The sequence below is a fragment of the Echinicola shivajiensis genome (assembly GCF_018642165.1).
GTDB classification, from domain to species: domain Bacteria; phylum Bacteroidota; class Bacteroidia; order Cytophagales; family Cyclobacteriaceae; genus Echinicola; species Echinicola shivajiensis.
In genome coordinates, this window is sequence record NZ_JAHHZM010000004.1 from 115,672 (window position 1) to 142,616 (window position 26,945).

Here is a 26,945-nt window from a genome sequence, read left to right on the forward strand (position 1 = left end):
CGGACAAAAATAATAAAGGAATCCATATAATGTATTTATGATAAATCGAGAGGACAAAATGGTCCAATGGCTATTGATATTGGGGATTATATTGGTGTCATTTTGTTTAAGGCCTTCATTGACCTCTGTTGGACCGCTTATTCCTTTTATTAGGGAAGACTTAGGTTTGTCCAATGGTTGGGCTGGTTTTTTGACTACTCTTCCCTTATTGATATTTAGTGTTTTTTCATTGCTTGCAAGTAAAATCGGTGGTTATTTCGGTAATGTCAGAGCAATTTTATTGGCGCTTGTGATCTTGGCTTTTGGCATCTTTATAAGGGTTCAGGGAGGGATATTTATTTTGTACTTTGGCACTGCCCTTACAGGTATTGGGATAATATTATGCAATGTTTTATTAATTCCACTGATCAAGCTTAAGTTGCCAAATAAAATGGGATTAATGACGAGTGTTTATACTACAGGAATGTCGCTTTTTGCGGCGATAGGATCTGGACTCAGTGTTCCCTTTGCTGTTAGTATGGGCTTAGGCTGGAGAGGAGCGTTATTGGTATGGCTGGCTTTGATATTATTGGCCATTTTGGTTTGGATACCTCAAGTCAGAAGGCATAAGGTAAAGGGGACTGCCGAAACCACTTCCTTTGGTAATAATGTTTGGACATCTAGATTGGCATGGGAGGTGAGTATTTATATGGGGGTGCAGTCTTTGATGTTTTTTACATTAGTTGCGTGGCTTCCAGACCTGCTTATCAGCAAAGGCTTTTCTGCAGAGAAGGCTGGGTTTGCATTGAGCTTAATGCAGATTGTTGGATTGATTGGCTCATTTTTGGCTCCTCTGATTGCCGTAAAATATAGATCTCAGGTAGCTATTTCTGTTCTTACAGGGGTTACATTCCTTTTTGGGTATGGTCTTTTCTTTACTGCTAGTTTGTATATTCTTTATATTGCTTTGACGATAATTGGTTTATGTTTAGGGGCCAGCATTAGTTTGATTTATACTTTGATTAGTTTAAGAACTGATGGTGAAACAACCAGTAAGCTTTCGGGAATGGCTCAGTCTGTTGGATACTTTTTAGCAGCTTTGGGACCGCTTGCAGTGGGGCTTTTGTTGGATTTGTTTCAAGATTGGAACATGCTTATCGTAATATTATTAGTATGTGCAGCTATCCTTACTTATTTGGGAAGTAGGGTAGGTAGGGATGTAAAAGTATAATTTGTAGATACCATAATTTAAATTCTGAATCATGCAGGAGTTCTTTGGTGCTTTAGGCTTCGATGACAAATTGTTTACTTATGTCATCATGCCGATTTTGATATTCTTGGCTAGAGTAGGGGATGTCACTATTAATACGCTTCGAATAATGTTTGTGCTGAATGGTAAGAAGAACATTGCTCCTATTTTAGGCTTTTTTGAAGCCTTAATTTGGTTGTTAGCCATAGGGCAGATATTCCAAAATATTGACAATCCCCTATCTTATATAGCTTATTCTGGAGGATTTGCTGCAGGAACCTATATGGGTATGGTAGTTGAGGAGAAGTTAGCCTTGGGTAGGGTTTTGGTAAGGGTAATTACTAAGGAGCCTATGCCGGAGCTTATTGAGTTTATGAAGGAAAAAGACTATCGTTTCACCAGTGTAGGTGCCGAGGGAAGATACGGTAAGGTGAATCTCCTTTTTACGGTGATGAAGAGAGATGCCTTGAAAGAGTTTGTAGATAAGGTGAAACAATGTAATGACAAGGCATTTTATACCATTGAAAGTGTTAAGAAAATTAGTGAAGATGACTTTAATATGATGGAGGATCGCCCAAGGTTTACAGCAAGGATTTTTAATAGGGAAAGAAAATAGTGTATAAGCATGGATGTTCTTTTACACTTGCAAGAAGGGTATTCTAAAACCCGTTCTATGGAGGTGGTCAAGTATGTCGGAGATGATAAAGACCGGTTTGCCCACTTGTTTGATGTTTTTGTGAAGAGTTCCTATAGGATAAGTCAAAGAGCTGCCCATCCAATAGCGTTGATTGTAGAGCGAAACCCGGTTCTTTTGTTGCCATATTATACAGAGGTTATTGATTTGCTTAAGAGATCTGATGTACATGATGCAGTGAAGCGGAATATTTTTAGGATGCTTCAAAATCAAGATGTTCCCATGAAATTTGAGGGGGAGATACTTGATTTGGCTTTTGCTTTTTTGGTCGACAATAAGCAGCCCATAGCAATTCGGGTATTTTCGATGCAGGTAGTGTTTAATCTTTCGGTAAAATATCCTGAAATCAAAGAGGAATTAAGGATTGTTTTGGAAGATATGTTGCCTTATGGTTCTGCAGGTATAAGGAACAGGGCTAAAAAGATCCTTTCAAAGCTTGATGTTGCCTAAAGTGATTCTTTGTGCCGTTGGTTGAATCCTTTGATTCCCTGTAATCCTCCAGAGTGGATAATTAAAACTTTGCTCCCAGAAGGGAAATAGCCTTTTTTAATTAAGTCAAACACGCCATAAAACAGCTTTCCTGTGTACACTGGATCCAGTGGGATATTGTGCTCATTTTTGAAGTTTTTGATGAATTCAATTAATGCTGGTTTATGTTTGGCATATCCACCAAAGTGATAGTCTGTGAAGATTTCCCATGAGCATTTTGGATGAATCTGCTGAGTTTCTAGCAGCTCGTTTATCTCATTGATTATAAAACTGCCTTTTAAAGATGAGAAGCCCAGGACTTTTTGTTTTTCCGCAGCCGATGCAAGCAATCCTGCAATTGTTCCTCCAGTACCAATACTGGAACAGATATAGTCCATTTTGAGATCTTCCTGTTCAATGATTTCTTTGCAGCCTTTTATGGCTAGTGCATTGGTACCTCCCTCGGGAATGAGATAGAACTTCCCAAACTGTTGGTGAAGGGAGTGGATGACCTCGGTTTGATTCTTTTTGCGGTAGGTTTCCCTGTCCATATAGGATAAGTGCATGCCGTTTTCTACAGCAGCCTGTAATGTGGGGTTGAGGGAGTTTTGCTTATCTCCCCTGATGATCCCAATGGCTTTTAAGTGGGCGGCTTTTGCTGCCGCTGCACTTGCTTGGATATGATTGGAATATGCTCCTCCAAATGTAAGTATGGTGTCATTTCCGGAATTTAAGGCTTCCTCTAAGTTGTATTTGAGTTTAAAAAATTTGTTTCCACTCACCAGTGGGTGGATCATGTCAAGTCTTTTTATATAGATTTCCAGATTTTGAGAAAGGCTTTCTGGAGTAATGATCTTTTGATTTGGGTATGGATTAGGAGTTATCAAGAGATAATATTTTTTATTTCATTCAAAATTATCAAAAACTTTATGATTAGTCCTGTATTTTTGCAGGATGAGAGAAGAATTGGAAGACGAAATTTTTGAAAATGAGGAAGATGGTCTATACGAGCATTTAAGGATAGAGGTAGATAAGGGGCAAGCGGCCATTCGTATAGATAAGTTTTTAACCGACAAGGTAGCCAATGCTACCAGAAATAAAGTACAGCAATCTATTGACAGCGGCTCTGTCAAGGTAAATGACAAAGCGTGTAAGTCTAATTATAAGATTAAGCCTGGAGATGTGATTACTTTGAGCCTAGCTGCAGAACCAAAGGAAACGGAGGTAATACCTGAAAAGATAGATCTTGACATCATTTATGAAGATGATCACTTATTGGTGGTGAATAAACCAGCGGGAATGGTAGTCCATCCTGCGCATGGCAATTGGACAGGGACTTTGGTGAATGGCTTGGTGTACTATTTTAACCAATTGCCTGAATTGCCCGGTAATACTGGTAGGCCTGGTTTGGTTCATAGAATTGATAAAGATACCAGTGGTTTATTAGTGATTGCAAAATCCGAAAAGGTCATGACAGACCTTGCTAAGCAATTTTTTAACCATAGTATTGAGCGTACCTATATAGCCTTGGTTTGGGGCGAGCCTGAGACTGATGAGGGGACTGTAAATGCTCATGTAGGTAGAAGTGTAAAAGATCGTAAGGTGATGAGTACTTATCCTGATGGAGAATCCGGTAAGCATGCAATTACCCATTGGAAAGTTTTAAAGCGATTAAGGTACGTTTCTTTGCTACAGTGTAATTTGGAAACTGGCCGTACTCACCAAATACGTGCACATATGAAGTATCTTGGACATCCTTTATTTAATGATCAAATGTATGGAGGGGACAAGATCAGGAAGGGGACACAGTTCTCTAAGTACAAGGCTTTTATCCAAAATTGCTTTAAAGAGCTTCCAAGACAAGCATTGCATGCAAAATCTTTGGGGTTTGTCCATCCTATTAGCAGGGAGTTTATGCAGTTTTCTACGGATTTACCTAATGATATGCAAGTAGTAGTGGATAAATGGGAGAATTATGTAAAATTTGATATTTAGAGTTATTGGTTGAGAAATACATAACTCTTAAACTTTATTATTGAGCATACGTTAGATAAATTATGCTTTTATTGAAATATTTGATTTTGGAAACTGTAATTTCATTATTGAGTTTTCAAAAAAGTAGTCTAATTCTAGGTGTGTAATCGATTGATTTATAATGTATAGTATTGTTTTTTAAAAAAAATGTAAAAATACGTTAAAACTTATTGAAAATTTTTAACATTAAGGAATCTTGACGTATCTTTGTGATATAATTAAAGAGGAAGAAGAGCTTCTTAATTGAATTGTAAGGCGAATAATATCGCAATTGGAGGTAGTTAGAAATACTTAAAAGGTTCGAATCCTTTTCTTACAACAGGTTATTTTGGGTTTATTGTTAATTGACTAAAGCTATGAGATTATGTTTCATAGCTTTTTTTTATGTCTCTTTTTTAAGTTTTTAGAAACATGTTTGAGACATTTGATAGGATTCTGTAGCTAATCGAAAAATCAGGTAAGTAAGTTTGTTGTTTTAAAAGAAGAGCGATTGTTTTGATTTGTTCATAATCAGTGCTTTTTTTGGAATGATTTTATTGTTGAATATTCATTTATTATGTGTTTTTATTGTTGATAATGTAATATTTTATAATTTTTGTTGAATAATTTGTGTATATTAACCCTATCTATTACCTTTGTATCATAAGGAAGAGATAAAAGGTCTTTTCATTTATACTGTAGGATGTTGAAATTGGCAGACAAGCCCTCCTGTCTCGGGGGTGGGGAATCTGGGATAAAGCAAATATCGAGCTTGTATTTTGCCTAACTACTCCGTGGAGGTTCGAGTCCTTCTCCTACAGCAGGTTATTTTGGGTTTATTGTTAATTGACTAAAGCTATGGGATATTATTTCATAGTTTTTTTTATGCCATTACTTTAAAGATGAGGCGCTTCTTGTTCTTGGTCAGCTTTACTTGTAATTCTTTTTTTAGTTTGCTTCCATGCTACTATTCAAATTAATGTTTAGCTGCTTCCAAATAAAAGTGTTTCTGTCAGTTTATAGTGGGTTTTTGATTTGGTGTATTTTGGTTTTGTGACTATAAAAACTGCTTCGTTAATAAATTGATAAAATTTTAGTTTAAAATTGATGTAAAATTAATGAAATGATATTTTGAAGTGATTTTTAATGTTGAATGTGTAAATATTAACATAAAAAATTGATTATATTTTAAAATATAAATGACTTTATTACCTTTGAAGCATCAAATAAGTCAAACGCGGCTTTTTAAACTGTAGGGTGTTGAAATTGGCAGACAAGCCCTCCTGTCTCGGGGGTGGAGATTCTGGGATAAAGCACACATAGAGCTCTTGTGTTGCCTAACTTCTCCGTGGAGGTTCGAGTCCTTCTCCTACAGCCAGGTGTTAAATTAATTCAAAGAGAATGCTTTTATGGCAAGGAGAATGGGTAACCATTATGCATAGAAGCGTTCTCTTTTTTTGTTTTTGGCAGGTGAGTAATTTTATCTTATGGTGCTTCTTTTTGAGGTGAATTAATTATAATTTGCTATCTATACGATAGTATATGGCAGAAAAGAAAAAAGATAAGAAAAAGCTGAAACGGTCTCATAAGCGGATTATACGCATTTTTTCCATTACACTTTTTGCATTAGGCATACTCCATGTGGGTGTGTATTTTGGATCTGATCTCCTGCTTAGAAATTATGTTCAGCGACAGGTGGAGGAAGCTTCTGGGGGACTTTATGAGGTTAATTTTGACCGCTTTCATCTTTCGATTTTTGAGAGAGGATTTTATTTTTCGGGATTTGTACTTTCCCCCACCCAAGAGGCATTGGATTCAGTGAGTCAAAAGCCCATCTATAAAATTCAAGCTCCCGAGATAGCTGTCAGATCCATTGGTTATGATTTTTCTAAAAAGGTGCTGAATATTGGTGTCATCCAGTTTGTGGAGCCCTCAGTGCAGTCAAAGCAAGATTTAGAAATAAGCGATGATTTTTCAGCTCAATCCAGATTAGAGCAGTTGTTGGTAGAAATTAAACGCTCTGTTGAAAAGGTCAACTTAGAGGAAATAATAATTGAGAACCTTTATGTAGAAAAGGCGGATCTGCTCATTGAGAATTTTGTGAGCCAAAAGTCCATTAAAGCGGAAAATACCAATTTCCATATTAAGGATATTTTGATGCTTAATCCTAGGGCAAAACCTACCCCTTTTAATGCAGCTGGTTTTAATTTTACTTTGGAAAATTTTGAAATGCTATTGGCTGATAGTGTCCATAATCTCCAGGCCAGTCAGATCCATGTCTCATCCTTGGATAATTATATCCAGGCTAAAAGTGTAATCCTGAGCCCTGATCTTAGCAAGGACAGGGAAGTCTATTACAGTATGATTTTGGATAATCTTGAATTGACCGATGCTGATATCAATCAAGTCTTTTATACCACAGATGTGAATGTGGGGAAATTGATGCTCAGAAACCCGAGCTTCTTGATGTACTCAGAGCTTTCCCCCCAGTCTGAAAGTGTGCTTCAAGATTATAGCTTATATCCTTTGATTCAGGATATTTTGGCCTCTATAAGTATTGATGATTTGACCATTGAGGATGGTGTGTATCTTCAAAGGGGGGTAGAGGATGAGTATAAAAACCGAATTGAAGCTGATCGGATAGATTTTCGAATGAAGAAAGTCTATATAGGGCCAGAGGAAAAATCCAATCCGGATCAGTTTTTTTATGCAGATGATGCTGCCTTGGAACTATCTAATGTAAAGGTGGTATTGGCTGATGGAATTCATTGGATTACAGGTGATAAGGTCAGTATTTCTTCTTTTGATGATAGAGTGGATGTCGAGGGAGCTAAGGTTGAGCCTTTCAGAGATGCAGGAAAAGATGTTACCTTATTCGAAGTGGATATTCCCCGTTTCAGTTTGGAAGAGGCCAATTTAAAAAAGGTGTATAACGAAAGTGTTTTGGATATTGAGAACCTTTTGATCAGTCAGCCTTTTGTCAAATTTGTGAATATCCAAAAGAAAGAAGATCGAGCCCGAATGAATACTATTCAGGAACTTAGCAAGGATTATTTAAGGGCCATCTATATTAAAAAGCTGGAATTGCAAGATGGGGAGATGGTCGTGGATAATAAACTGGATATAAATAAAGACAGTATTTCATTTCGGAAAGTAAGTTTTGTAATGGAGAATTTTGCTGTCGACGAAAGTACTGAAAGAGACAGTACGGCAAGATTTTTTATGGCAGAGGCATTACAGTTGGAATTGGATGACTATGCCATGAAATTGACTGATGATATTCACTTGTTCAAAGCCGATAAAATATTTATTGATACCAAGGCTCAAAGTTTACAGGTAAAGGGCTTGGGTTTTGAACCGATGCATCCAGAGAATGTGGAAGAAAATCTCCGAAGAGTAAATAAAAAATCAGTACTGGACCTCTCGATTCCGGATATTTACTTACATGGAATAGATTTAAGGAAAGCGTATTTTGAGGAAAAACTGGAGGTAAAACGCATTGATGTAAATAGCCCTAATATTAAACTGAGTCGCTATTTGGCAAGGCAGGAAGAAAGTGAGAAAGATAAGATTTATGATATTTATGATTTGGCAACCAGTTACTTTTCACACATCATTGTTGACTCAGTAAGTTTGAGTAATGGTTCAATCGCCTATGATAATTATGTGAGAGATAGAATCAAGACTTTTGCAGAAAATGACGTGTTCATCCATATCAAGAACTTTCATTTAGATAAGGATGTCTCTCCTAGGATGGCAGGCTCTTTATTTGCGGAGGAGCTGGATATAAGTTTGAACAATTATGTTTTTGATGTAGCCAATGGGAAATACAGTATGAGTGCTGATAGGATAAGCTATAATTCTTCAAAGGATGAATTGGTTACTCTCAATGTTAAATTGAGCCCGAACCGTAGTTCGGGGATGAAGTTGGCTCTTAGTGCTAATATTCCAAGTCTAAGTTTTAGGGGAGTAGATATGGAGGCTTTTCTTTTTGAAAATTCACTCTCCCTGTCTAAGGTGATGTTGGCTGATGCACAGGTTAATTTATTTATTGACAAACAGGCTGAACTGGACAGTGGGGAGGTAAAAAGTCAAGCAGGTAAGAATAGGAAATTACCTAAAAGGATTGACTTAATAAGCATCGATACGGTGGAAGCTTCTAATGCCCATTTTAATGCCTTCTACAGTAGTGGGGGAGAGGAGAGAGAACTTATCAACACAGGAGTGAATTTGTCCTTTTATGGCTTGTTTTTGGATTCGGCCAAGTTGCAGCAAGGTGATATAGTTAGCTTCTTCGAAAACATGTCCATGGACATTGATGATTTTTCCTTGACACTTAATGATGGCATTCATAGAATAAATTTCAGTAGTGTTGGACTAAATACTAAAAGTGATGAGATCACTTTAGAAGATTTTAGGATAAATCCATTGATGCTTAATGGAAATATCGGCAGCCCCATAGTGGATGCCTACATTCCTAAGGTGAAAATCAAAACTTCCTCCTTAACAAGTTTTCAAGAGACTGGTCGGTTTGATATTGAAGCTTTGGAATTGGATCAGCCCGATATTCATCTTTATTTGGATAAGAAAGAGACTTCGGGGCAGAAAAAAAGGAAGTCTAAAGAAGTGGTCCAAGATGTGATAAAGGAGTTGGAGGTGAAGGATTTTAGACTCAATGGTGGTGCACTCAGCATAAGGGACAAGGATACAACAGGAAAGGTTCAGAATTATTCTGGTATCAATATCGTACTCGGAGATCTGGTATTTGACCTAAGCAGTCCCAATGGTTTCGATAAGAATATGGTGCTTAACAAGGATTTTTTAATTGAGCTACCTAATTATTCCATGAAACTTCCTGATTCCCTCAATGTATTGGAAGTGGGATTGGTATTGCTTTCAAATGAGAAGATGGTGTTAAAGGATGTGGAGTTGAAGCCTCGCTATGGAGATTATGAGTATTTGAACAAGGTGAAATACCAAACCGATGTGATTCATGCCAAATTACCTGAGGTGGTTTTTGATAGAGTCGATGTGAAAGGGATTATAGAATCCAAAGATATTAGGGCCCAAAGTATGACGATCAATGCGCCTGAAGTCAATGTCTTTAGGGATAAACGAATGCCGTTTGATTCTACGCTTGTTCGTCCGATGCCTCAAAAGCTTATGCAGTCTTCGGGGATTAAGATGGAACTGGATACTATTAAGGTTCAGAATGGGAAAGTAGTTTATAAGGAGTTTCCGGAGAAAGGGATGGTGCCGGGAAGCATTGCTTTTGATTCTCTGACAGCAACCATCAGCCCTTTTTATTTGAATAAAAACCTTGATGATCCCTATCCTATTTCAGTGAGTGAATTAAATGCATTTGCCTTAATGAATGGTGTCGGCCCAATCAATATGAGTGCAAAGCTGTATTTTGACGACCCTTACCTAATGGATGTGGCAGTAAATCTAGGTGAATTTCAGTTGAGCACTATCAATTCAATTTTAGCTCCCAATGCTTTTGTGAAGGTGCTCAATGGGGTAGTTAGACCCTCTCATTGGACATTCAGTGCCAATAAATATGAGGCATTTGGAACGATGAACTTCAGGTATAATCACCTGAAGGTAATGTTGCTCAATGAGCGGACCTTAAAAAAGGCCAGGGGGAGGATAGGGATGTTGAATTTTGTCCTTAACTCCTTTGCACTACGGGGTAATAATCCTCGCAAGTTGTTTAAGAGTATGGTTGAAGCTCCTATTTATTTTGAAAGGGATATTAGCCGATTTATTTTTAATTACTGGTGGAAGCTGAGTTTTTCAGGCTTTAAGGGAAGTATGGGTTTAGGAACAGCTAAAAAAGAGGATGAGGAGGAATAATTGGGAGCTTAGTCCATTAATGGTAAAAGCAATCGGATATTTATGTGGTCATTAATCGATAATATTTTAGATTTGCATTTCTAAAACAGAAAGTATTTATGCATCAGGATAAAATCGAAGCATTAAAAATAGAAATTGCGCAGGCGGATGCCAAAAACTCAGATGAGTTGGAGGTTTATAGAATGCGTTATATCAGTAAGAAAAGTGTAGTAGGTGAGCTTTTTGCCGCAATGAAGGATATCCCTAATGAGGAAAAGAAAGCCTATGGCCAATTGGTAAATGCCGTTAAGGTAGCTGCAGAAGATAAGTTTAAGGAGTTAATTGATAAAGTCAATTCAAACAGTAGCTCATCTAAATCTTCTGATATTGACCTGACTTTGCCAGCCACGAATGTGCCTGTCGGTGGAATTCACCCGTTGACCTCTACCAAACAGCGTATCATTGAGATATTTGAGAGGATCGGATTTAATCTTTCTGAAGGCCCTGAGATAGAGGATGATTGGCACAATTTTACTGCCCTAAATTTCCCTGAGAACCACCCGGCAAGGGAAATGCAAGATACTTTCTTTATTGAAAAGAATCCTGATATTGCCCTGAGAACCCATACTTCCTCAGTACAGGTAAGAGTGATGGAGAATGAGAAGCCGCCTATCAGGACCTTGTCTCCGGGAAGGGTATTTAGAAATGAGGCGATCTCAGCTAGAGCGCATTGTATTTTCCATCAAGTGGAAGGATTATACGTGGATAAAAATGTGGGCTTTGCGGATCTGAAACAAACACTTTATCACTTTGCTAAGGAGATGTTTGGTAAAGAAACCAAAGTAAGGTTTAGGCCTTCTTATTTTCCATTTACCGAGCCAAGTGCAGAGATTGATATTTCTTGCTTATTATGTGGAGGAAAGGGCTGTAATGTATGTAAAGGTACTGGATGGGTAGAGATTGGAGGCTCAGGAATGGTTGATCCTAATGTGCTTGAAAACTGCGGAATTAATTCTGAAGAGTACACTGGCTTTGCCTTTGGAATGGGGATAGAGAGAATTGCCATGTTGAAATACCAGATCAAAGATTTGAGACTGTTTACTGAAAATGATATTAGGTTCTTGAAACAGTTCAAGCCGCTGTTATAGCAAGTGGTTTGATGATCTGTAAACAAAAAGGGAAGTTGATTCAACTTCCCTTTTTGTTTACTGTAATAGCCAGTTTCTTAGTCATCCTCCTTGAGGGCATTGCAACGATCATAGGTTGGGTCTATATCAATAAATACCTCCTCCTTGGCAATTTTAAACCATTTTTCAAGGGCTTCAGTTTCTTTTTGCTTTTTGGTAGCAGCTTTTAGTTTTTCATAATCATCTTCTAGGTTGGCCCTGTGTGCTGGGAATTTTTCTTTATAGAAAAGAATTCGTACTGCTTTTTCAGGCTCCCCTGTTCTTTGATTTTGCTCTTCATAGCGTAATGGTTTACTTAAAGTGCCCACGGTCATTGTATCAATGGTGAAATATAAGATAGGATCCTCAAGGGTCCTTAAAGTAAGCCTGTTAGCCCCAGTAGTAGGGTCAGAGAAAAAACCTCCATTATCGGATGTACTCCTGTCATCGGAGAATTCTTTGGCTGCCTTGGCAAAACTCATTGAATCCAGTTTGATCAGGTTTCTTAAACTATCCAATTCTCTTTCAGCAGATTTGATGTCGTTTTCCGAAGGTCTAGGCTTGATTAGAATATGGCGCGTGTTAAATGAGTCTGTCTTTTTTTCCAATAGCTGAATCAAGTGGAAGCCAAATTGTGATTCCACAGGTTCTCCAATCTCTCCTTGTCTAAGGCTCAAAGCCATTGCCTCATATTCTGGGGCCAATTCACCTCTACGGAAGAAACCTAAGTCTCCTCCTTGGACTTTAGAACCTGGATCTTCTGAATATTTTTTTGCCATGCTGGCAAAATCAACATCGCCATCCATGATCTTTTTCTTGATATCCTTCAATTGCTGGATAACCTTGTCTTTTTCTATTCTTCCAGGCTCAGGTTTTTTTACAATCTGTCCTACTGAAACTTCAGCTGAGAAAAAAGGCAGGGAATCATTTGGTATCTGATTATAGAACTTTCTAACATCAGCAGGTGAAACCTGAAGGTCTTGGACGATATTCGCCCTCATTTTTCCAATGATCTTTTGCTCTTTGATCATATCATGGATTTCCGACTTAAGTTGCTCAGAGGTCTTTCCATAGGCTTCTACTAATGTTTCTTCATCACCTCCAAATTGCTGCATAACCATATTGAACCTTTGGTCTGTTTCTAAGATCACTTCAGCATCTGTTACTATAATGGAGTCAATGGCAGCTTTGGCCACCATCAATTTGTTGATCAGTAATGATTCGAAGATATCGCACCTAGATGGTGCATCAAATCCCTGTTGAGATTGGGAAACTGCCTCCAGATAAGCTTTTTGAAGATCAGATTCCAGGATAATGTTATTGTCGACTTTAGCGATGATTTTGTCCAAGATCTGGCCAGATGGCTTTGCTTTGGTACTGTCTGCATTCTGAGCATGTAAGTGAAAAGAAATCACTGTCATCAGTCCTACAGTCAGTATTTTTGTAAACTTACTCATATATCTTAAACTCATTGTTTTCTTGTGCTCGTTTATAAACGTTGTTTTGTAATGTTTCTGCAAGGTTTACTTTTCTTTTATTGACAATTATCCTGGAAATTTCATCTTTCACAAATTCAACCGGCGGAATTTGGTCCTGTAGTTTATATTCAAGGATATTAAAATAATAATTAAATTCCTCATCTTCTACCTTGATGACCTTGCTGGATCTGGTCAATAATTGAACCTTATTGTTATGGTTGTTGAGTGGAGTATTGAGGATAATATCTTCAAATTTAATCCATGTTGAATCCTCCAAGAAATAGTTGCTGGCAGATTTTATAGCCAACTCCCTTAGTGCTTCTTTGCTCTCAGCGGTGTTTTGCTTAAGTAGCTTTTCCACTTTTGAATTTTGGGAAAGGTTCTTTTCTAATTTGATGAAGTTAGTCCTTACTATGATCTCCTTTAGGATAAAATTGTCCTGATTGTCTTCATAATATCGTTGGATTTCCTCATCAGAAACCTCTTTATTGAGATTTTCCTCTATATATTGTTTTTCATATTCGTAAACAATCAAAGCATATTTGTAGTCCAATAGTTTTTTATCCAACTCCGCTTGGCTCAAAGTAATGTTTTGGCCGGCCTCTTTGATCATTAGCTGCTTTTTGACCCAAGACTGTATATACCGGGTTGCCAAGCTGATACTGTCTTCTCTAGTGGTAGTTTCTTTGGTTATAAAGGCCAAATCGGCTTTCCGCAGAAAATTATTGTCCACAGAAGCTACTACTGGATTATCTTTTTCTTCCTCTTCCGTGTTTTTTATCTTAAATAGATCACAGCTGCTTAAAATCAAACAGGAAAGGATGATGATAAATCGGCTAATTATTTGAAACGACGATATTTGCAATTTTCTTTTTCTCATCCTCATTTATTTGGATGATATAGTTATTTCTTAATAAACTGATTAAATTATTGTTCAACGATTCCTGAAAATCCTGAATGACTTTTCCCTTGGTCTCATTAAAGGCCTTAGGCATTTCCGGATAAGTTTTTCCTGCAATTACTAAATAGGTTTTGCCATCATATTTTACCTTTTGAAGTTTCTTGTCCAGAGGATTGATTTCCTTCAATACTGGGTGATTTTCATATTCGAAAGTTCCTTGCTGTACCTCAAAGGAAATGGGAGATTCATCAGCAAATCTTGCTTTGATACTTTCACCTAATTCATCACTATAAGCTTTATCTTTAAGAAACTTTTCAGCAGGGCTTAGCAGTGTAGCTTGGTTAAGCTTAAGTATTACTGCCTGAGTTCTTTTTTTCCATTTGTAGTTGTCCTGGTGCTCTTCAAAGTAAGATTCCTGGCCAGCTGTATCAAGCAATGCTTTTTGCCATACCATTTGGTTCATCAGATCAAATAGCAAAATGCCATCCCTATATTCCTGTATTAGCAGCCTGAAATCCTCATTGTTTTCAATAAGGTCATTTTCTTCTGTTATTGTTAAGGATGTTTCTATGAATTTGTCCAACCAAGGTTGGAAGAAGTTTCTAGGCTCAATATTGACTACCTCACCACTGTTTTCAATAAAGCTGATCAGGTCACTGACTTTCCTAGGTTCAGATTGGATAACAAAGAGGGTGCTGTCCGTAATACCTTCATTTTCAAGCAAATTTTTGACAGCATTCATTTCATAGGCTTGATCACTCAGCAAGTTCTTGGTTTTACTGATATTGTCTGGCCTTTCCTGATAATTATACTTTGACTTTTGGATAGCCTGAACCTGGGATTTGATCAAGGTAGAGCGACTGTCCCTAAGAATTTTTGACTTTAGGCTTTCTTCCATTTCCTCATAAGGCGGAATAGGCTTGGTGTCAATAAGCTTTATGATGTGATAACCGTAAGGGGTGCTGATTGGTCTGGAGATTTCTCCAATTTCATTTAAAGAAAATGCTGCCTGCTCAAAATCCTTAATAAAAGAACCAATGCCAAACCATGGTAATTCTCCATTTCTATTTTTGGTGTCCTTGTCTTCGGAATAGGCTTGGCAAACTTCCGACCAGCTGCTGCTTTCTTTTTGGAGCTCGGTGTAAATATCCGCAATTTTCCTTCTTGACCGATCTTCAGATAAGGGATCTTGAGCATCAGTCCTTACTAGTATATGTGCTACTTTTATTTGTCCAGGATTGGGCTTTCTATCCACCAGCTTGATAATATGGTAGCCAAAGCTGGTTAACACTGGGTCTGAAACTTTACCTTCTTGAAGGTTGTAAACAGCATCTTCGAAGGCATAAACCATCTGTAATGAGGTAAAGTAGCCTAAATCTCCCTTGTTGTTACTTACGGATGGATCTTGGGAGTACTCTATAGCCAGCTCTTCAAAATCTTGACCGGCTTCTGCTTTTTCTTTGATCTTTTGAGCCATTCGGAATACAGCAATTGAATCTTCCTTGTTGGCATTGCGAGGGAACCTTAAAAGGATATGTTTTGCGTGGACTACTTCTTGCATTCGAGCGTAGGCTTTCCTAAGCTCCCCCTCCTGAAGGCTGTTTTCAAGCAAATAGGGTTTTTTCAAATCTTCTTTGAATGCATTGAATTCTCTTTTGAATTCCTCGGATTCATGTAGACCCAAAGCTTCTGCTTCTTTGACTTTTAACTTATAATTAATGAATAGCTCGAGGTTTTCTTCGAATTCCTCAGGGCTTAATTTATCCTCAGGAGCTTCAAAGTCACGATTTTTAGAAAGCATGTATAAAAATTCCTCAGCCTGTATGGGTTCATTACCTACTTTGAGTAAGTATGGACTTTCTTCAGTGCTTGGAGCATTTTGACTCAACTGGCCAGAAGGAGTACAAGCTATTATAGTGCCCAATAGGAAAAGGCACAGATATGTATATTTCATCGTCGTTTGCATGCCAAAAACAATAGTGCAATGTTACAAATTTTAATGAAGAAAGCGTGGTTTCCTCCTTGATAAGTAGAAAGAATTAACAATTATTTGGAATTCAATTGTTTGATCAGGCGGCAAACGTTGTGGGAATTTTTACTCTCTATTTCTATGGCATCCATGATTGTCTTGACTAGTTTGATGCCGAGGCCACCTTTTCTTTTATCCTTGATTACATCCTTAAGTCGAGGTTCTTCATATGTCAACATATCAAAAGCCTCTCCAGAGTCGATGATTTCAAAAATTATCCGATGATGGAGCATCTTTACTTTTATGCGGAGATGATTGGATGGGTTACAGCCATGAGAGTGGATGATTCGATTGGCACATACCTCTTCCACTGCCAAAATCAATTCGTTTTTGACCACGTCGGTTAAACCGGAAGTGCTAAGCTCCTTATTAAGAAAAGTCCTAAGCTCGGCTAATTTGTTCTTTTCACAATATAGGGTTAGCTCATGCTTCATGGATAGTCTGCAATGCCTCTTCTTTGTTTGCTTTAATAGTAATAAGCTGGTCCAATCCAAGAATATGGAACACATTGTCCACTTTTTCGGAAAGACCATAAATTAGAAATTGGACCTCCTGTTCTTCAAAATCCTCCAAATAGGACATGAAAACTCCAAGTCCAGCTGATGAAATATACTCTAGCCCACTTCCATCCACTAAGATTTTTTTATGGTTCTTCTTCAGTAATTCACCAATTGCCTCATCAAGTTCAACCGAGTTACTAGCATCGACCTGACCTTCTAATACCAAGGTGATCTGGTCTTTTTCGGTTTGTTTGCTGATTTCTAACATATGTGATTATACGCTTAGATTTATCTAATGTTTACTTCTCAAATTTAAGGACCAATAAAGAGTAATCGTCATCAGTTAGGGAGGATGCTCCAACAAAACTATACACTTCATCGATTATTTTTTCTTTAATCTCATTTGGAGACTTTTCATGAGAAATATCAAGTATTTCTCTTAGTCTATCATAGCCGAATTCCTCTCCAGCTTGGTTTTTGGCTTCAATAATACCATCAGTATACATTACCAGTATATCGCCTTGTTGATAGTTGATGGTTTTTTCTTTCAAATACTTCCCAAACTTTTCACTCCTTACTATTCCTAAACCAAGTCCTTCAGCTTTAAGGTAGTCCGATTTTCCCTCTTCAGATTTGAAATATAAAGTAGGGCAGTGGCCAGCCCTGGCAAAGGTGATTTCATGCTTTGATGTATCCAGCAAGTAATAAGTGGTGGTAATGAAATGGTTTTTGGCCAGACATTTACTTAAAGCGTTATTGGCACGAGTCAGAAATTCCATAGGGCTAAGATCCAGTTGGGCTAAACTGTGAAAGATCCCTTTCATTTGGGCCATGTTAAAGGCCGCAGAAGTACCTTTTCCGGATACATCTCCAATGATCAGCGCAAAGCGGTGGTTGTTAAATTGATACGTTTCGTAATAATCTCCTCCCACTTCATCAGCCGCTTCTGAAAAACCAACAATGTTGAAACTTCCATTGTGGTGCAATCGAGAAGGAAGAAGGCTGCGTTGCACTCTTTGCGCAATTTTGAGTTCCTCCTTATATCTTTCATTTCGAATGGCTTCATTAAGCAATCTGTGGTTTTCTACAGATATGCTGGCTTGTCCAACAAAGGTGGTAATGATATTGAGCATTTCCTTATTGAAGCCATTTTTCACCTCTTTCAATAGGAAGATATTCCCCAGCAGCTCCTTGTTGACTCTGATGGGAATAATAAGGACCGAATGGAATATTTCATGATCCAGGGGGCCATTGATATGTTCCAAATCAACCTGTTCAGTGCCCTTCAGATAATCAGAAAAAGGCTTGTTTTGCTCGAGCATTTCTTTGATGTCTTTCCGGTCTTTATTGGTAATAAACCTTTGGTGGAGCGTCTGGAAATGATTGTTTTCATCTTTTACTTCCAGCCAAGCTGCGTCCACATAGGCTGCGCTCATACAGCTGTCCATCAGGATGTCCAGCACCTGGCTTTCACTTTGTCCTGGCTGTATGGATTGGCTTAGCTTCTGAAAGTTGATGGCCTCAGTCAGTTTTTGTTCGAAAACTGATGAGGTAGGCAGATTGAACAGGGTGACCAGAAAGCTGAACAGGGCATATATAAATACAAATCCAAACAGACCTAATAGAAAAAGATTATCTGTAAGATTGACAAGGACAAACCCTTTTTCACTATAGGAGAGCATTTGGATAAATAGCCCTAGACTACTTATGATGATAATGGCAAAGAATAATATTGACTTCCACTTGTCCTTGAAAGTAAGGTAAGGGATCCATTTTAGGTTTACTGAAATGATAATGCTAAATATCAAAAGGAACAGCAGGCCAAAAAGGAATGTGAAGTCAAAACTGTTTTGGTTAAAATAAATGAAAAACATGCTGACTGTGAGCATGACTTCATATATTTGCCACTGTTGAACCACATTTTTGTTTTTCTGGTATAAAATGAGGTGTTTCCATAACAAGGTGCATGAAATCAGAAATATTGTGGTCATCCCAAAATTGACATGGTAAAAGAAATTGGCCAATAATGGATCTTTTGACAGTCTTGTATTATTGAGGAGATAGTAGAAAAATTGAATCAATAAACCTGTACCCAAAGCCATCAAACCAGTAGATGCACCTCTCCATATCAATTGAATGAAATTATTATTTTCATTTTGGGCAAGAGACCGGCTGATGAAAATGTAGATCAGGATGAAAAACATGATTTCCAAGGACCAAGTGATTTCAGGAGCTATGCCCAAGTTCATTTGGTTAATGGTCCCAAAAAGTCTCAAAAGGTCCACAAAAAGCATCCCTAGCCAAGTGAGTATCGTCACTAGCAGGGTGATCTTTCCGATATTTATATTGGGGAGTTTAAACATTGATTAAAAAAACATTACAATTATACATAATGTCATTCAATTATCAAGAAGCATTTTAATAAGCAAATAATATAACCTTAGTTTTGAAATGAGAATTATCAACAGAATTTTTGGAGTCCTATTCATTTTTATCCTAGTAAGCTGCACCGCTTCTGAAGTAAACAAATTTATCCAAGGAGCTAGTCAGGGCACATTATCAGAAGCAGATGTTAGTGCTGGACTAAAGGAAGCATTGGTTAAAGGTATTTCAGTAGGAGTAGAAAGTGCTTCATCGACAGATGGTTTTCTGGGAAATGAACTGATTCGGATCGCATTACCTGAAGATGTACGAAAGGTAGAGTCAACGCTCAGGAGGTTCGGCTTGGGAAATGAGGTGGATAAAGCGATCACTACGATTAACCGTGGGGCGGAAAATGCTGCCATGGAAGCGAAACCGATTTTCATCAATGCCATCAAGCAATTGTCCATTCAGGATGCTTGGGATATTCTTAAGGGAGGAGATGATGCGGCAACCCAGTACCTGAAAAGAACTACTTCTGATCAACTCACAGAGCTTTTTAAGCCCCACGTTCAGGAATCCTTAAATCAAGTTGGAGCGACAAAGCATTATAGTGAATTGGTCAATGCATACAACAGAGTTCCTACGACAAAAGATAAACTGGATCCAGATTTGAACAGTTATGTTACGAATATGGCTATTGAAGGCCTTTTTAAGCTAGTTGCTGAAGAAGAAAAAGCGATTCGTGAAGACCCTTTGGAAAGAACTAGCATTTTGTTGAAAAGAGTGTTTGCAGCACAGGATTAATGCAAGGATAGAGGATGTTACAGAAATGTAATGTCCTCTATCGCTCCTTTTCCGAATTTATCTTCAATGATTTGGAGCACTTTTGATTTGTTCATCATCAATTCTTTTTTGATGGGTCCAGAGCTTAGCTTTACAAAAAGTTTTTTGTCTTTCGCATAAACACTACTTGTCCTACTGGCAATGGAATTGCCCATTAGCTCTCCCCAAGATCCCGCAATTTTCTTTTCGTTGAACCTGTCTTTAAGTCTATATGCTTGCAAAAGCTCTTCAAAAGCCTCCTTTAGCGGAGTGATTTCCTTTTTACGAGGATTATAATCCTGATATTTCTTCATATGCTTAAAGGTACTAAGTATTCGCTATAGAAATAACTTTCCGGCAATATAGTCAGCCAAAAGTTTTCCCTCTTTGGTAAGGACCAAATATTGATCCTTCAAGGTCAATAATCTGTCTTCCTGAAATTCTTTTAATTCGGTTTTTTTTAAGTCAACTAGAGAGATGTCAAATTGATCCTCAAGTTTTTGGAGATCTGTTCCCCAAATAGTTCTTAATGAGGTCAGTATGTATTCATTGATTACATCTTCTCTGGAAAGTAGGTCTTTTTCAAAATCGATAAGTCCGTTTTCCAATGATTTTATGTATTTGGCATTGTTGGCGATATTGTACTGTCGCGTTTTTCCGTCAAATGAATGTGCACTTGGCCCTACACCCAAATAGGGGATACCCTTCCAGTAATTGGTATTATGAACAGCAAAAGCATGCGGTTTTCCAAAATTGGATATTTCATATTGAATGTATCCGGCTTCTTCCAGATGCTTCTGCATGATTTCAAATTGATCGGCGCTAAAGTCCTCAGAGGCGGGAAGAAACTTTCCTTTTTGGGTCCAATTGCCCAGCGCTGTGCCAGGTTCTATGGTCAGGCAATAGCTGCTGATATGACCAGGATCGAGGGAAGTGGCTATTTGAAGGTCTTTTTTCCAAAGCTCATGACTGGCTGAGGGAAAGCCATACATTAAATCTATGGACAGTTTTTCAAAACCGGCATTCCTCGCATTTTCAATTACCCTCAGTGATTCTTCAGCATTGTGGCTCCTATTGTAGAATTTAAGGACTTCGTCATGGAAACTTTGTATCCCGATGCTCAGGCGGTCAAATTGGAGTTCTTTAAGTTCTTGGAGCTTGGCAGGGGAAAGGTCATCAGGATTTGCTTCTATGGTCAGTTCTTCCAAGTCCAAACTGTAGTGTAGGCTAATGGTTTGAAGAATTGCAGAGATTTCTTCCTTACTCAAAAGAGAGGGGGTTCCACCACCAAAATAAACTGTCTTGATAATGCAATACTTGCCCAGATAGTCTTTTTGGAGTATCAATTCTTTACAAATCATCTCCACCATTTTGGATTTCAGATCAGTTTGCGTGCTGAAGTGAAAATCACAATAGTGACATGCTTGCTTACAAAAGGGGATATGAATGTATATTCCTGCCAAAATCATTACTTTTATCGATGCAAAGGTAAGTAATTTCAAGGTTTGGCTATTTGAAAAAGGGAATCATTACATTATTTATATTTTTGACCACGGCATTACAGTTGGTTTTTGGACAGGACAGTCTATCCCTTAACATGATAGTCAAAGGGGGGATTAGCCATTCTGAGTTGAAAGGGTTCCCTCATGAATTTGGGCGTAGTGAATTTATAAACGAGTATTTGGGCTCATTGAGGAATAAGGGCTATCTAATGGCCGATATGGTAGCAGTTTTAACTAATGGAAATGCCAAGGAGGTAGTGATAAATACTGGACAAAGGTATGAATGGCTCTACCTTTCTGAAGGCAATATCCCTCCGTCAATTCTGAATAGGGTCGGTTTCAATAAAAAGCGATTTGATCGACATCCAGTCAATTTTGATGAAATACTTTCCTTGATTGATAAAATCATCAAGGAAAATGAAGATAATGGTTATCCCTTTGCCTCGGTTAAATTAGACAGTATAGGGCAGGAGGAAAATCTTTTCACCGCTAGCCTACAGCTCAACCAAGGTCCATTGATAACCTTTGACACCTTAAGGCTTGTGGGGAATTCAAAAGCAAATGTAGCTTATTTGGGAAGGTATTTGGGAATTAATCCAGGTAGGCCTTTTAGCCAAAATACTGTGGATGAAATTCGTAAGAGGCTGAAGCAGCAAAACGGACTTAAAATTTCTGATAATCCACAGGTTAGCTTTCAAAACAGTGAAGCTACAGTCTATGTGCCCTTGGTGGATAGGAAAGTTAATTCTATAGATGGGATTATTGGACTATTGCCCAATGAAACTGAAAGGAGCAAGATGCTGGTGACGGGCCAGTTTGACCTGGAGCTTTTCAATGTGAGTGGAAGAGGGAGAAACTATGGGCTGCATTGGCAGCGGCTCAGTCAATATTCTCAAAACTTGAAAATCAAAGCAGAAGAGCCTATGGTTTTTGGGTCGGGAATAGATGTTAAAGCTTCTTTTTACCTTTTGAAGGAAGATACCACTTTCATCAATAGGGATTTTAGAATTGATTTGGGGCATCAATTGAGTCCTTTGCTTTACCTTAATTTCTTCTCAAAAAGGCAGTCAGGTGATTTATTGTCAGTGTCAACGGAAGAGGATGAAGTCAGTACTTTGCCGGAAGTCCTGGATTTTAGGTTCAATAGCTACGGCGCACAGTTTAACCTTTTTGCTTTGGATGATATATTCAATCCCAGAAGTGGGTTGAGGGTAAGTTTTGAATCGGCGGTTGGCAATAAAAAAATCCTGATGAATACAGCCATTCCTGAAGACCTTTACGAGGATGTTGATTTAACAGCTCTTCAGTATTATGGAGAGTTTTCTATAGAAAATTACTGGAGGTGGAGCCCGATGTTGATGGCCATGATCAGGTTAAGGGCCGGAAAGATCGCAGGAAATAATGTTTTGAAGAATGATATGTTCAGGTTGGGAGGGTTAAGAAGCATAAGGGGCTTTAATGAAAATTTCTTTTTCGCAAATCAGTATGTTTATGCTAATTTTGAACCCAGGTTTTACTTCGAGAACGGTTCCTACTTTATGGGATTTATGGATGTGGCAGTGTTGGAGCAAAATGGGTTGATCGGGGAGAGAGAAATGGATCGGCCTGTTTCATTTGGAGGGGGACTAAGTTTGGATACCGGACAGGGAGCATTCCAGTTTATTCTCGGAGTAGGTAAATCAAATGAACAGCAGATGGGCATGAACTATGCTAAGGTACATTTCGGATATACAGGGAGGTTTTAAATAATTATGGTAAAAGAAGTACGGACAATTTTAGCGGTGTTTATATTTTTTGTGTTTTCCCAGGCCCATGCCCAGATTTTGGAAAACTACAATCCTCAGATTACAACGAGCACGAAGCATGAGTTTGCTATAAGCCCGGTCATGGCTTCAGTCTCCATAGATGTGGAGAATTTTCCCGAATCTACTTTTGAAATGAAGTTTCCAACATCTTCAGCGGTTTTTGTTGGTGATCAATTGTGGTTTTATACCAAAAGCGATACCTCTTTTTTGTTGCCCATGTCAGCGTTTAAAGAACAATTTTCAGGACTATCTGGAAAAGTGGGGATAGAAGTTTATCGATCTGGTATTAGAAAGGAAGACATCTCTATTAAAAAGGGTGTTTTTAGATCAGGACTAGAAATTGATGGGGGAAAAAATGTGGACGGGCTAAAACTCAGGGCAAAGGATTCAGTAAAGGATTTTTTGATTTTGGCCTTGGTGATCATTCTGGCATTGATAGCATTGTTTAAGGTGACCTATCCACTTATGTTCAAAACCGCTTTACGTCCTGTTTCAATTTTCTCGGAAGATTTTTCAGAACCAGGAACAGGTGGAAAAGTTTTTTCATCAGATATGATATTTAATATTTTGGTTTTTAGCATGCTTGTAACCTTGATAATTATGTCGGGGATACATTTTACAGAAGTGCCATTTTTGGAGAAGTACTTGATGGGCGATGTTAATTTTCTTTTTCTAGTTTGGCTTTCAGGTACGGCTGTGTTTATGATCCTGTCAGTTCTTAAGTATTTGTGGATCAAATTGTTTACTTCTGTTTATCAAATTGAGCGCTGGGATTTTCGGCAATTCTTTTACTTGATGAGAGGATTGGTTATCCTAATGTTATTATGCTTTATTGTGATTATTGTATTCTATATTCAAGGGTTCACAGAAATGGATTTGGTGTTAAATTATGCCGTGTCTTTATTTTTATTAGTTTATTTATTGGGCATTTTTAGACTTTTTTACATCATGTTAAAAAAAGTCCCATTTAAAAGTTACCATTTATTTTCTTACATTTGCAGCTCTGAATTGGTTCCATTCTTGGTAATCGCCAAGATAGTCTTGGGCTGATTACAGGAAAAAAGATTAGAGAAAACAAAAGTAGAAAACAGACAATATGACTAAATCTACCAAAGACAGATTTCGGCCGGTTAAGAGTATTTTGGTTTCTCAACCTAAACCTTCGGACACTAAGTCTCCCTATTTTCAGCTCGCTGAGAAGTACAATCTAAAGATTGATTTTAGACCTTTTATTCAGGTAGAGCCTGTAGGTATTAGAGATTTCAGAAAGCAAAAGATTGATATTTTGAAGCACACTGCAGTAATTTTTACGAGCAGGAATGCTATCGATCATTTTTTTAAGATCTGCCAGGAGCTAAAAATTGAAATGCCTGCAGACATGAAGTATTTCTGTATTTCTGAGCAAACCGCCCATTATTTGCAGAAATACATTGTAATCAGGAAAAGAAAGCTTTTCGTTGGTGTAAGAACAGCTGCTGATCTATTTGATTATTTCAAAAAGCACAAAGGGGAAAAGTATTTGTTCCCATGTTCGGATATCAGGAAAAATGATATTCCTGATTTCTTAGAAAAAAACAATATTGACTTTACTGAGGCCATTATTTACCATACAGTAGCGGCTGATCTTTCGGACTTGAAAGATATCAAGTATGATATTTTAGCTTTTTACAGTCCTTCTGGAATTAAGTCATTGATTCAAAACTTTCCTGACTTTGAGCAAGGATTTACCAGGATTGCAGCTTTTGGCCCAACCACTTCAAAAAGTGTGAAAGACCAAGACTTGATTTTGGATATTGAGGCGCCTATGCCAAATGCACCTAGTATGACAGGTGCTTTGGAGCTTTATATTAAAAAAGTGAATAACGTCTAAAAAAAAGATAACATTTATAGGGTAAATTCGATTATAATTGTGTAGACTAGATATATTAAGCATAATGTACTTTTGATGCACATGAAAAATAGAATTTACCTTTATTTTGTTATTTTTTCGAGCATTATCATAATACTGTTTATGGGCCAAACTGTGCAAGCGCAACAGGATGCTCAGTTTTCTCAGTATATGTATAACCGACTTTTTTATAACCCTGCTTTTTCTGGATTACAGGGAGGTTATCAATTTTCAGCGCTTCATAGAAGCCAGTGGTTAGGATATACTACTTCTAGTGGACAAGGAGGGGCGCCTACTACTCAATTATTGACAGCAACTGGCAGATTTTCCAGTAAACCATTTGGCTGGGGCTTGACATTTGTCAATGATGACATCGGTCCCACTACCAGCCAGGATATTAATATTTCATTAGCTTATCATAAAAACATCAGGAAAGGAACACTAAGTCTTGGGGTTTTTGGAGGAGTGTTTTCCAATACCATTAAATATGACGAGTTGGATTTGGTAAATCCTGACCCAAATGTACCGGCCTCAGGTGATGAAAGTCAGATGAGCGTAAACTTTGGTGCGGGCTTACTCTATAAAACAGCAGATTATTATGTGAGTTTAAGCAGTAGAAACATCAATGAACCTAATTTCGATTTTGGTGATGGTACATTTGATAATAAACTGAGGAATCATAGTTATTTGATGTTGGGGTATGAGTTTAAAACATTTGCACAGATAAGGTTCAGCCCAAGTTTATTAGTTAAAACTGTTGGCTTGAATAATTTTTCTTATGATATTAGCGTTATAGCCACACATAACGATCGTATTAGCGGTGGCTTAGCCTATAGAGGAGAAGAATCCGTGTCCGTGCTTTTAGGTTATCAATTGTTGAGAGATAAATCTCTTCGATTAGGGTATGCATTTGATTTGGTAGTTGGTGGGAATGAAGCAAAATCACCTAGTTCCCATGAGCTTATGTTGTCGTATAATTTGCCATCTGTAACACGAAATTTACAGAAAGCCATACAAAGAACACCTAGATTTAGATTTTAATTAATCATTTATTTTCGTGCATTCATTGCGTTTTTTTGGTATTTTCTGTTAAATTTCGATCTTGGTAAATAGACGTGTGTCTAGAAAATTGGGAATTGTCAACTAAAGTGTCTTATATGTACAGAAAAATGAACTCACGATTTTTGACAGGAGTCGTGATGCTGATAGCTTCAGTACTTCTGCAGAGTTGCGGTCTTTTTGGCAGTAAAGGCTCAGCAAGTGAAAAAGCTAACAGGTCCGGTGAGGTAACAGGTGTGCCAAACCGATCTGGGTGGCAGCAGGTATTGCCCCATGAGATGGTGCCGGTAAAAGCAGGTACCTTTTGGATGGGCCAGGCAGACGAGGATATAGCTGTCAGTAAATCCTCACTGAACAGGCAGGTGACGATATCAGAATTTTACATGGACAAATATGAAGTGTCCAATAACAAATATCGTCAATTTTTAGAAGCGGTTAAGATGGGAGAATTGGCTTTGTCAACCCCTACAACCTTGAAAGATCCACCGCAATTCAATATTGATGAATTGGTACCGGATACTACAGTGTGGTCTCAAAGTTTCACCCACCATTATGGAGACCCTTTGATGGAATATTATTTTGAACACCCTGCATTTGATGATTATCCAGTGGTCGGAATCAGTTGGGAGCAAGCAAAGAAATTTTGTGAGTGGAAGACTTATCATATGAATGCCAATGACAAGTCAGAATATGACATGCCGCGCTTTAGATTACCATCTGAAGCAGAATGGGAATATGCAGCCAAAGGAGGGAAAGAAATCGCAAAATATCCTTGGGGTGGACCATATTTGAAAAACAGACGTGGTTGTTTGATGGCCAATTTCAAACCTGGCAGAGGTAATTATATTGATGATGGATTTGCCTACACTGCTCCAGTAGATACTTATGCCCCTAATGATTTTGGGATTTATAATATGTCTGGAAATGTAGCAGAATGGGTAGAGGATGCTTATAACCCTGCAGGAAGTGCACTAAGTTGGGATTTGGATCCGCGATATGAAGATGAAAACGAATCTAGGAAAGTAGTTAGAGGGGGATCCTGGAAAGACATAGCCCATTATCTGGAAACAAGTACCAGAACTTACGAGTACCAAGATGTGAAAACTGCACATATTGGTTTTAGAACTGTGATGACCTTTATTGGTAGATCAGGTTCTATGGATGTAAGGGCATCAAGAAGAAGAAGACGTTAA

The 26,945-nt window shown here is 38.0% G+C and carries 21 protein-coding genes and 1 tRNA gene; 13 read left to right on the forward strand and 9 right to left on the reverse strand.

Annotated features, from left to right (window positions below):
• The first annotated feature begins 37 nt into the window (after positions 1–37).
• The 3 genes from KMW37_RS08975 to KMW37_RS08985 are packed head-to-tail and all read left to right on the forward strand — an operon-like array spanning position 38 to position 2,372.
• The gene (locus KMW37_RS08975) at positions 38–1,210 is read left to right on the forward strand and encodes a CynX/NimT family MFS transporter (protein WP_215224291.1); all 1,173 of its coding nucleotides are present in this window, start codon (positions 38–40) and stop codon (positions 1,208–1,210) included.
• Positions 1,211–1,241: 31 nt separating this feature from the next.
• Positions 1,242–1,844: a DUF2179 domain-containing protein gene (locus KMW37_RS08980; RefSeq protein ID WP_215224292.1), complete on the forward strand. Its 603-nt coding sequence runs from the start codon at positions 1,242–1,244 to the stop codon at positions 1,842–1,844.
• 9 nt (positions 1,845–1,853) lie between these two features.
• Positions 1,854–2,372: a hypothetical protein gene (locus KMW37_RS08985; protein ID WP_215224293.1), complete on the forward strand. Its 519-nt coding sequence runs from the start codon at positions 1,854–1,856 to the stop codon at positions 2,370–2,372.
• On the opposite strand, the gene KMW37_RS08990 is transcribed toward KMW37_RS08985, so the two are convergent.
• The gene (locus KMW37_RS08990) at positions 2,369–3,277 is read right to left on the reverse strand and encodes a 1-aminocyclopropane-1-carboxylate deaminase/D-cysteine desulfhydrase (protein WP_215224294.1); all 909 of its coding nucleotides are present in this window, start codon (positions 3,275–3,277) and stop codon (positions 2,369–2,371) included. The genes KMW37_RS08985 and KMW37_RS08990 overlap by 4 nt on opposite strands.
• A gap of 67 nt (positions 3,278–3,344) precedes the next feature.
• Between KMW37_RS08990 and KMW37_RS08995 the strand changes: the two genes are divergently transcribed.
• From KMW37_RS08995 to KMW37_RS09010, 4 genes are all read left to right on the forward strand, one after another.
• Positions 3,345–4,385: an RluA family pseudouridine synthase gene (locus KMW37_RS08995; protein WP_215224295.1), complete on the forward strand. Its 1,041-nt coding sequence runs from the start codon at positions 3,345–3,347 to the stop codon at positions 4,383–4,385.
• Between the two features lie 1,269 nt (positions 4,386–5,654).
• A tRNA-Asp gene (locus KMW37_RS09000) sits at positions 5,655–5,781 on the forward strand.
• Between the two features lie 164 nt (positions 5,782–5,945).
• The gene (locus KMW37_RS09005; RefSeq protein ID WP_215224296.1) at positions 5,946–10,259 is read left to right on the forward strand and encodes a hypothetical protein; all 4,314 of its coding nucleotides are present in this window, start codon (positions 5,946–5,948) and stop codon (positions 10,257–10,259) included.
• Between the two features lie 98 nt (positions 10,260–10,357).
• The gene (locus KMW37_RS09010; RefSeq protein ID WP_215224297.1) at positions 10,358–11,386 is read left to right on the forward strand and encodes a phenylalanine--tRNA ligase subunit alpha; all 1,029 of its coding nucleotides are present in this window, start codon (positions 10,358–10,360) and stop codon (positions 11,384–11,386) included.
• A gap of 77 nt (positions 11,387–11,463) precedes the next feature.
• On the opposite strand, the gene KMW37_RS09015 is transcribed toward KMW37_RS09010, so the two are convergent.
• The 6 genes from KMW37_RS09015 to KMW37_RS09040 all read right to left on the reverse strand — a co-directional run bounded on the left by KMW37_RS09015 (position 11,464) and on the right by KMW37_RS09040 (position 18,675).
• The gene (locus KMW37_RS09015) at positions 11,464–12,861 is read right to left on the reverse strand and encodes a peptidylprolyl isomerase (protein ID WP_215224298.1); all 1,398 of its coding nucleotides are present in this window, start codon (positions 12,859–12,861) and stop codon (positions 11,464–11,466) included.
• Positions 12,854–13,762, reverse strand: a complete 909-nt coding sequence (locus KMW37_RS09020) for a peptidylprolyl isomerase (RefSeq protein WP_246581418.1) — start codon at positions 13,760–13,762, stop codon at positions 12,854–12,856. Before KMW37_RS09020 ends, KMW37_RS09015 begins: the two co-directional genes overlap by 8 nt.
• Positions 13,719–15,737: a peptidylprolyl isomerase gene (locus KMW37_RS09025; RefSeq protein ID WP_215224300.1), complete on the reverse strand. Its 2,019-nt coding sequence runs from the start codon at positions 15,735–15,737 to the stop codon at positions 13,719–13,721. The genes KMW37_RS09020 and KMW37_RS09025 overlap by 44 nt, the downstream gene beginning before the upstream one ends.
• 92 nt (positions 15,738–15,829) lie before the next feature.
• The gene (locus tag KMW37_RS09030) at positions 15,830–16,246 is read right to left on the reverse strand and encodes an ATP-binding protein (protein ID WP_215224301.1); all 417 of its coding nucleotides are present in this window, start codon (positions 16,244–16,246) and stop codon (positions 15,830–15,832) included.
• Positions 16,236–16,580 carry an STAS domain-containing protein gene (locus tag KMW37_RS09035; protein ID WP_215224302.1) on the reverse strand — a complete coding sequence of 115 codons (345 nt, stop codon included), beginning with the start codon at positions 16,578–16,580 and terminating at the stop codon, positions 16,236–16,238. Before KMW37_RS09035 ends, KMW37_RS09030 begins: the two co-directional genes overlap by 11 nt.
• A gap of 31 nt (positions 16,581–16,611) precedes the next feature.
• Positions 16,612–18,675, reverse strand: coding sequence for a GAF domain-containing SpoIIE family protein phosphatase (locus KMW37_RS09040; RefSeq protein ID WP_215224303.1), 2,064 nt, complete (start codon positions 18,673–18,675; stop codon positions 16,612–16,614).
• A gap of 88 nt (positions 18,676–18,763) precedes the next feature.
• Between KMW37_RS09040 and KMW37_RS09045 the strand changes: the two genes are divergently transcribed.
• Positions 18,764–19,480, forward strand: coding sequence for a DUF4197 domain-containing protein (locus tag KMW37_RS09045; protein WP_215224304.1), 717 nt, complete (start codon positions 18,764–18,766; stop codon positions 19,478–19,480).
• Between the two features lie 17 nt (positions 19,481–19,497).
• Here the strand turns inward: KMW37_RS09045 and KMW37_RS09050 are convergent, their stop codons facing one another.
• Positions 19,498–19,812, reverse strand: a complete 315-nt coding sequence (locus KMW37_RS09050) for a DUF721 domain-containing protein (RefSeq protein ID WP_215224305.1) — start codon at positions 19,810–19,812, stop codon at positions 19,498–19,500.
• Positions 19,813–19,836: 24 nt separating this feature from the next.
• The gene (hemW, locus tag KMW37_RS09055) at positions 19,837–20,961 is read right to left on the reverse strand and encodes a radical SAM family heme chaperone HemW (RefSeq protein WP_215224548.1); all 1,125 of its coding nucleotides are present in this window, start codon (positions 20,959–20,961) and stop codon (positions 19,837–19,839) included.
• A gap of 50 nt (positions 20,962–21,011) precedes the next feature.
• Between hemW and KMW37_RS09060 the strand changes: the two genes are divergently transcribed.
• The 5 genes from KMW37_RS09060 (at position 21,012) to porK (ending at position 26,945) form a co-directional block, all read left to right on the forward strand.
• Positions 21,012–22,745, forward strand: a complete 1,734-nt coding sequence (locus KMW37_RS09060) for a BamA/TamA family outer membrane protein (protein WP_215224306.1) — start codon at positions 21,012–21,014, stop codon at positions 22,743–22,745.
• Positions 22,746–22,751: 6 nt separating this feature from the next.
• The gene (locus tag KMW37_RS09065; protein WP_215224307.1) at positions 22,752–23,855 is read left to right on the forward strand and encodes a DUF4271 domain-containing protein; all 1,104 of its coding nucleotides are present in this window, start codon (positions 22,752–22,754) and stop codon (positions 23,853–23,855) included.
• A gap of 46 nt (positions 23,856–23,901) precedes the next feature.
• Positions 23,902–24,675 carry a uroporphyrinogen-III synthase gene (locus KMW37_RS09070; protein WP_215224308.1) on the forward strand — a complete coding sequence of 258 codons (774 nt, stop codon included), beginning with the start codon at positions 23,902–23,904 and terminating at the stop codon, positions 24,673–24,675.
• Between the two features lie 81 nt (positions 24,676–24,756).
• Positions 24,757–25,734, forward strand: a complete 978-nt coding sequence (locus KMW37_RS09075; protein ID WP_215224309.1) for a PorP/SprF family type IX secretion system membrane protein — start codon at positions 24,757–24,759, stop codon at positions 25,732–25,734.
• A gap of 116 nt (positions 25,735–25,850) precedes the next feature.
• A complete protein-coding gene (gene porK / locus KMW37_RS09080; RefSeq protein ID WP_215224310.1) occupies positions 25,851–26,945 on the forward strand; it encodes a T9SS ring complex lipoprotein PorK/GldK in 1,095 nt (364 codons plus the stop codon).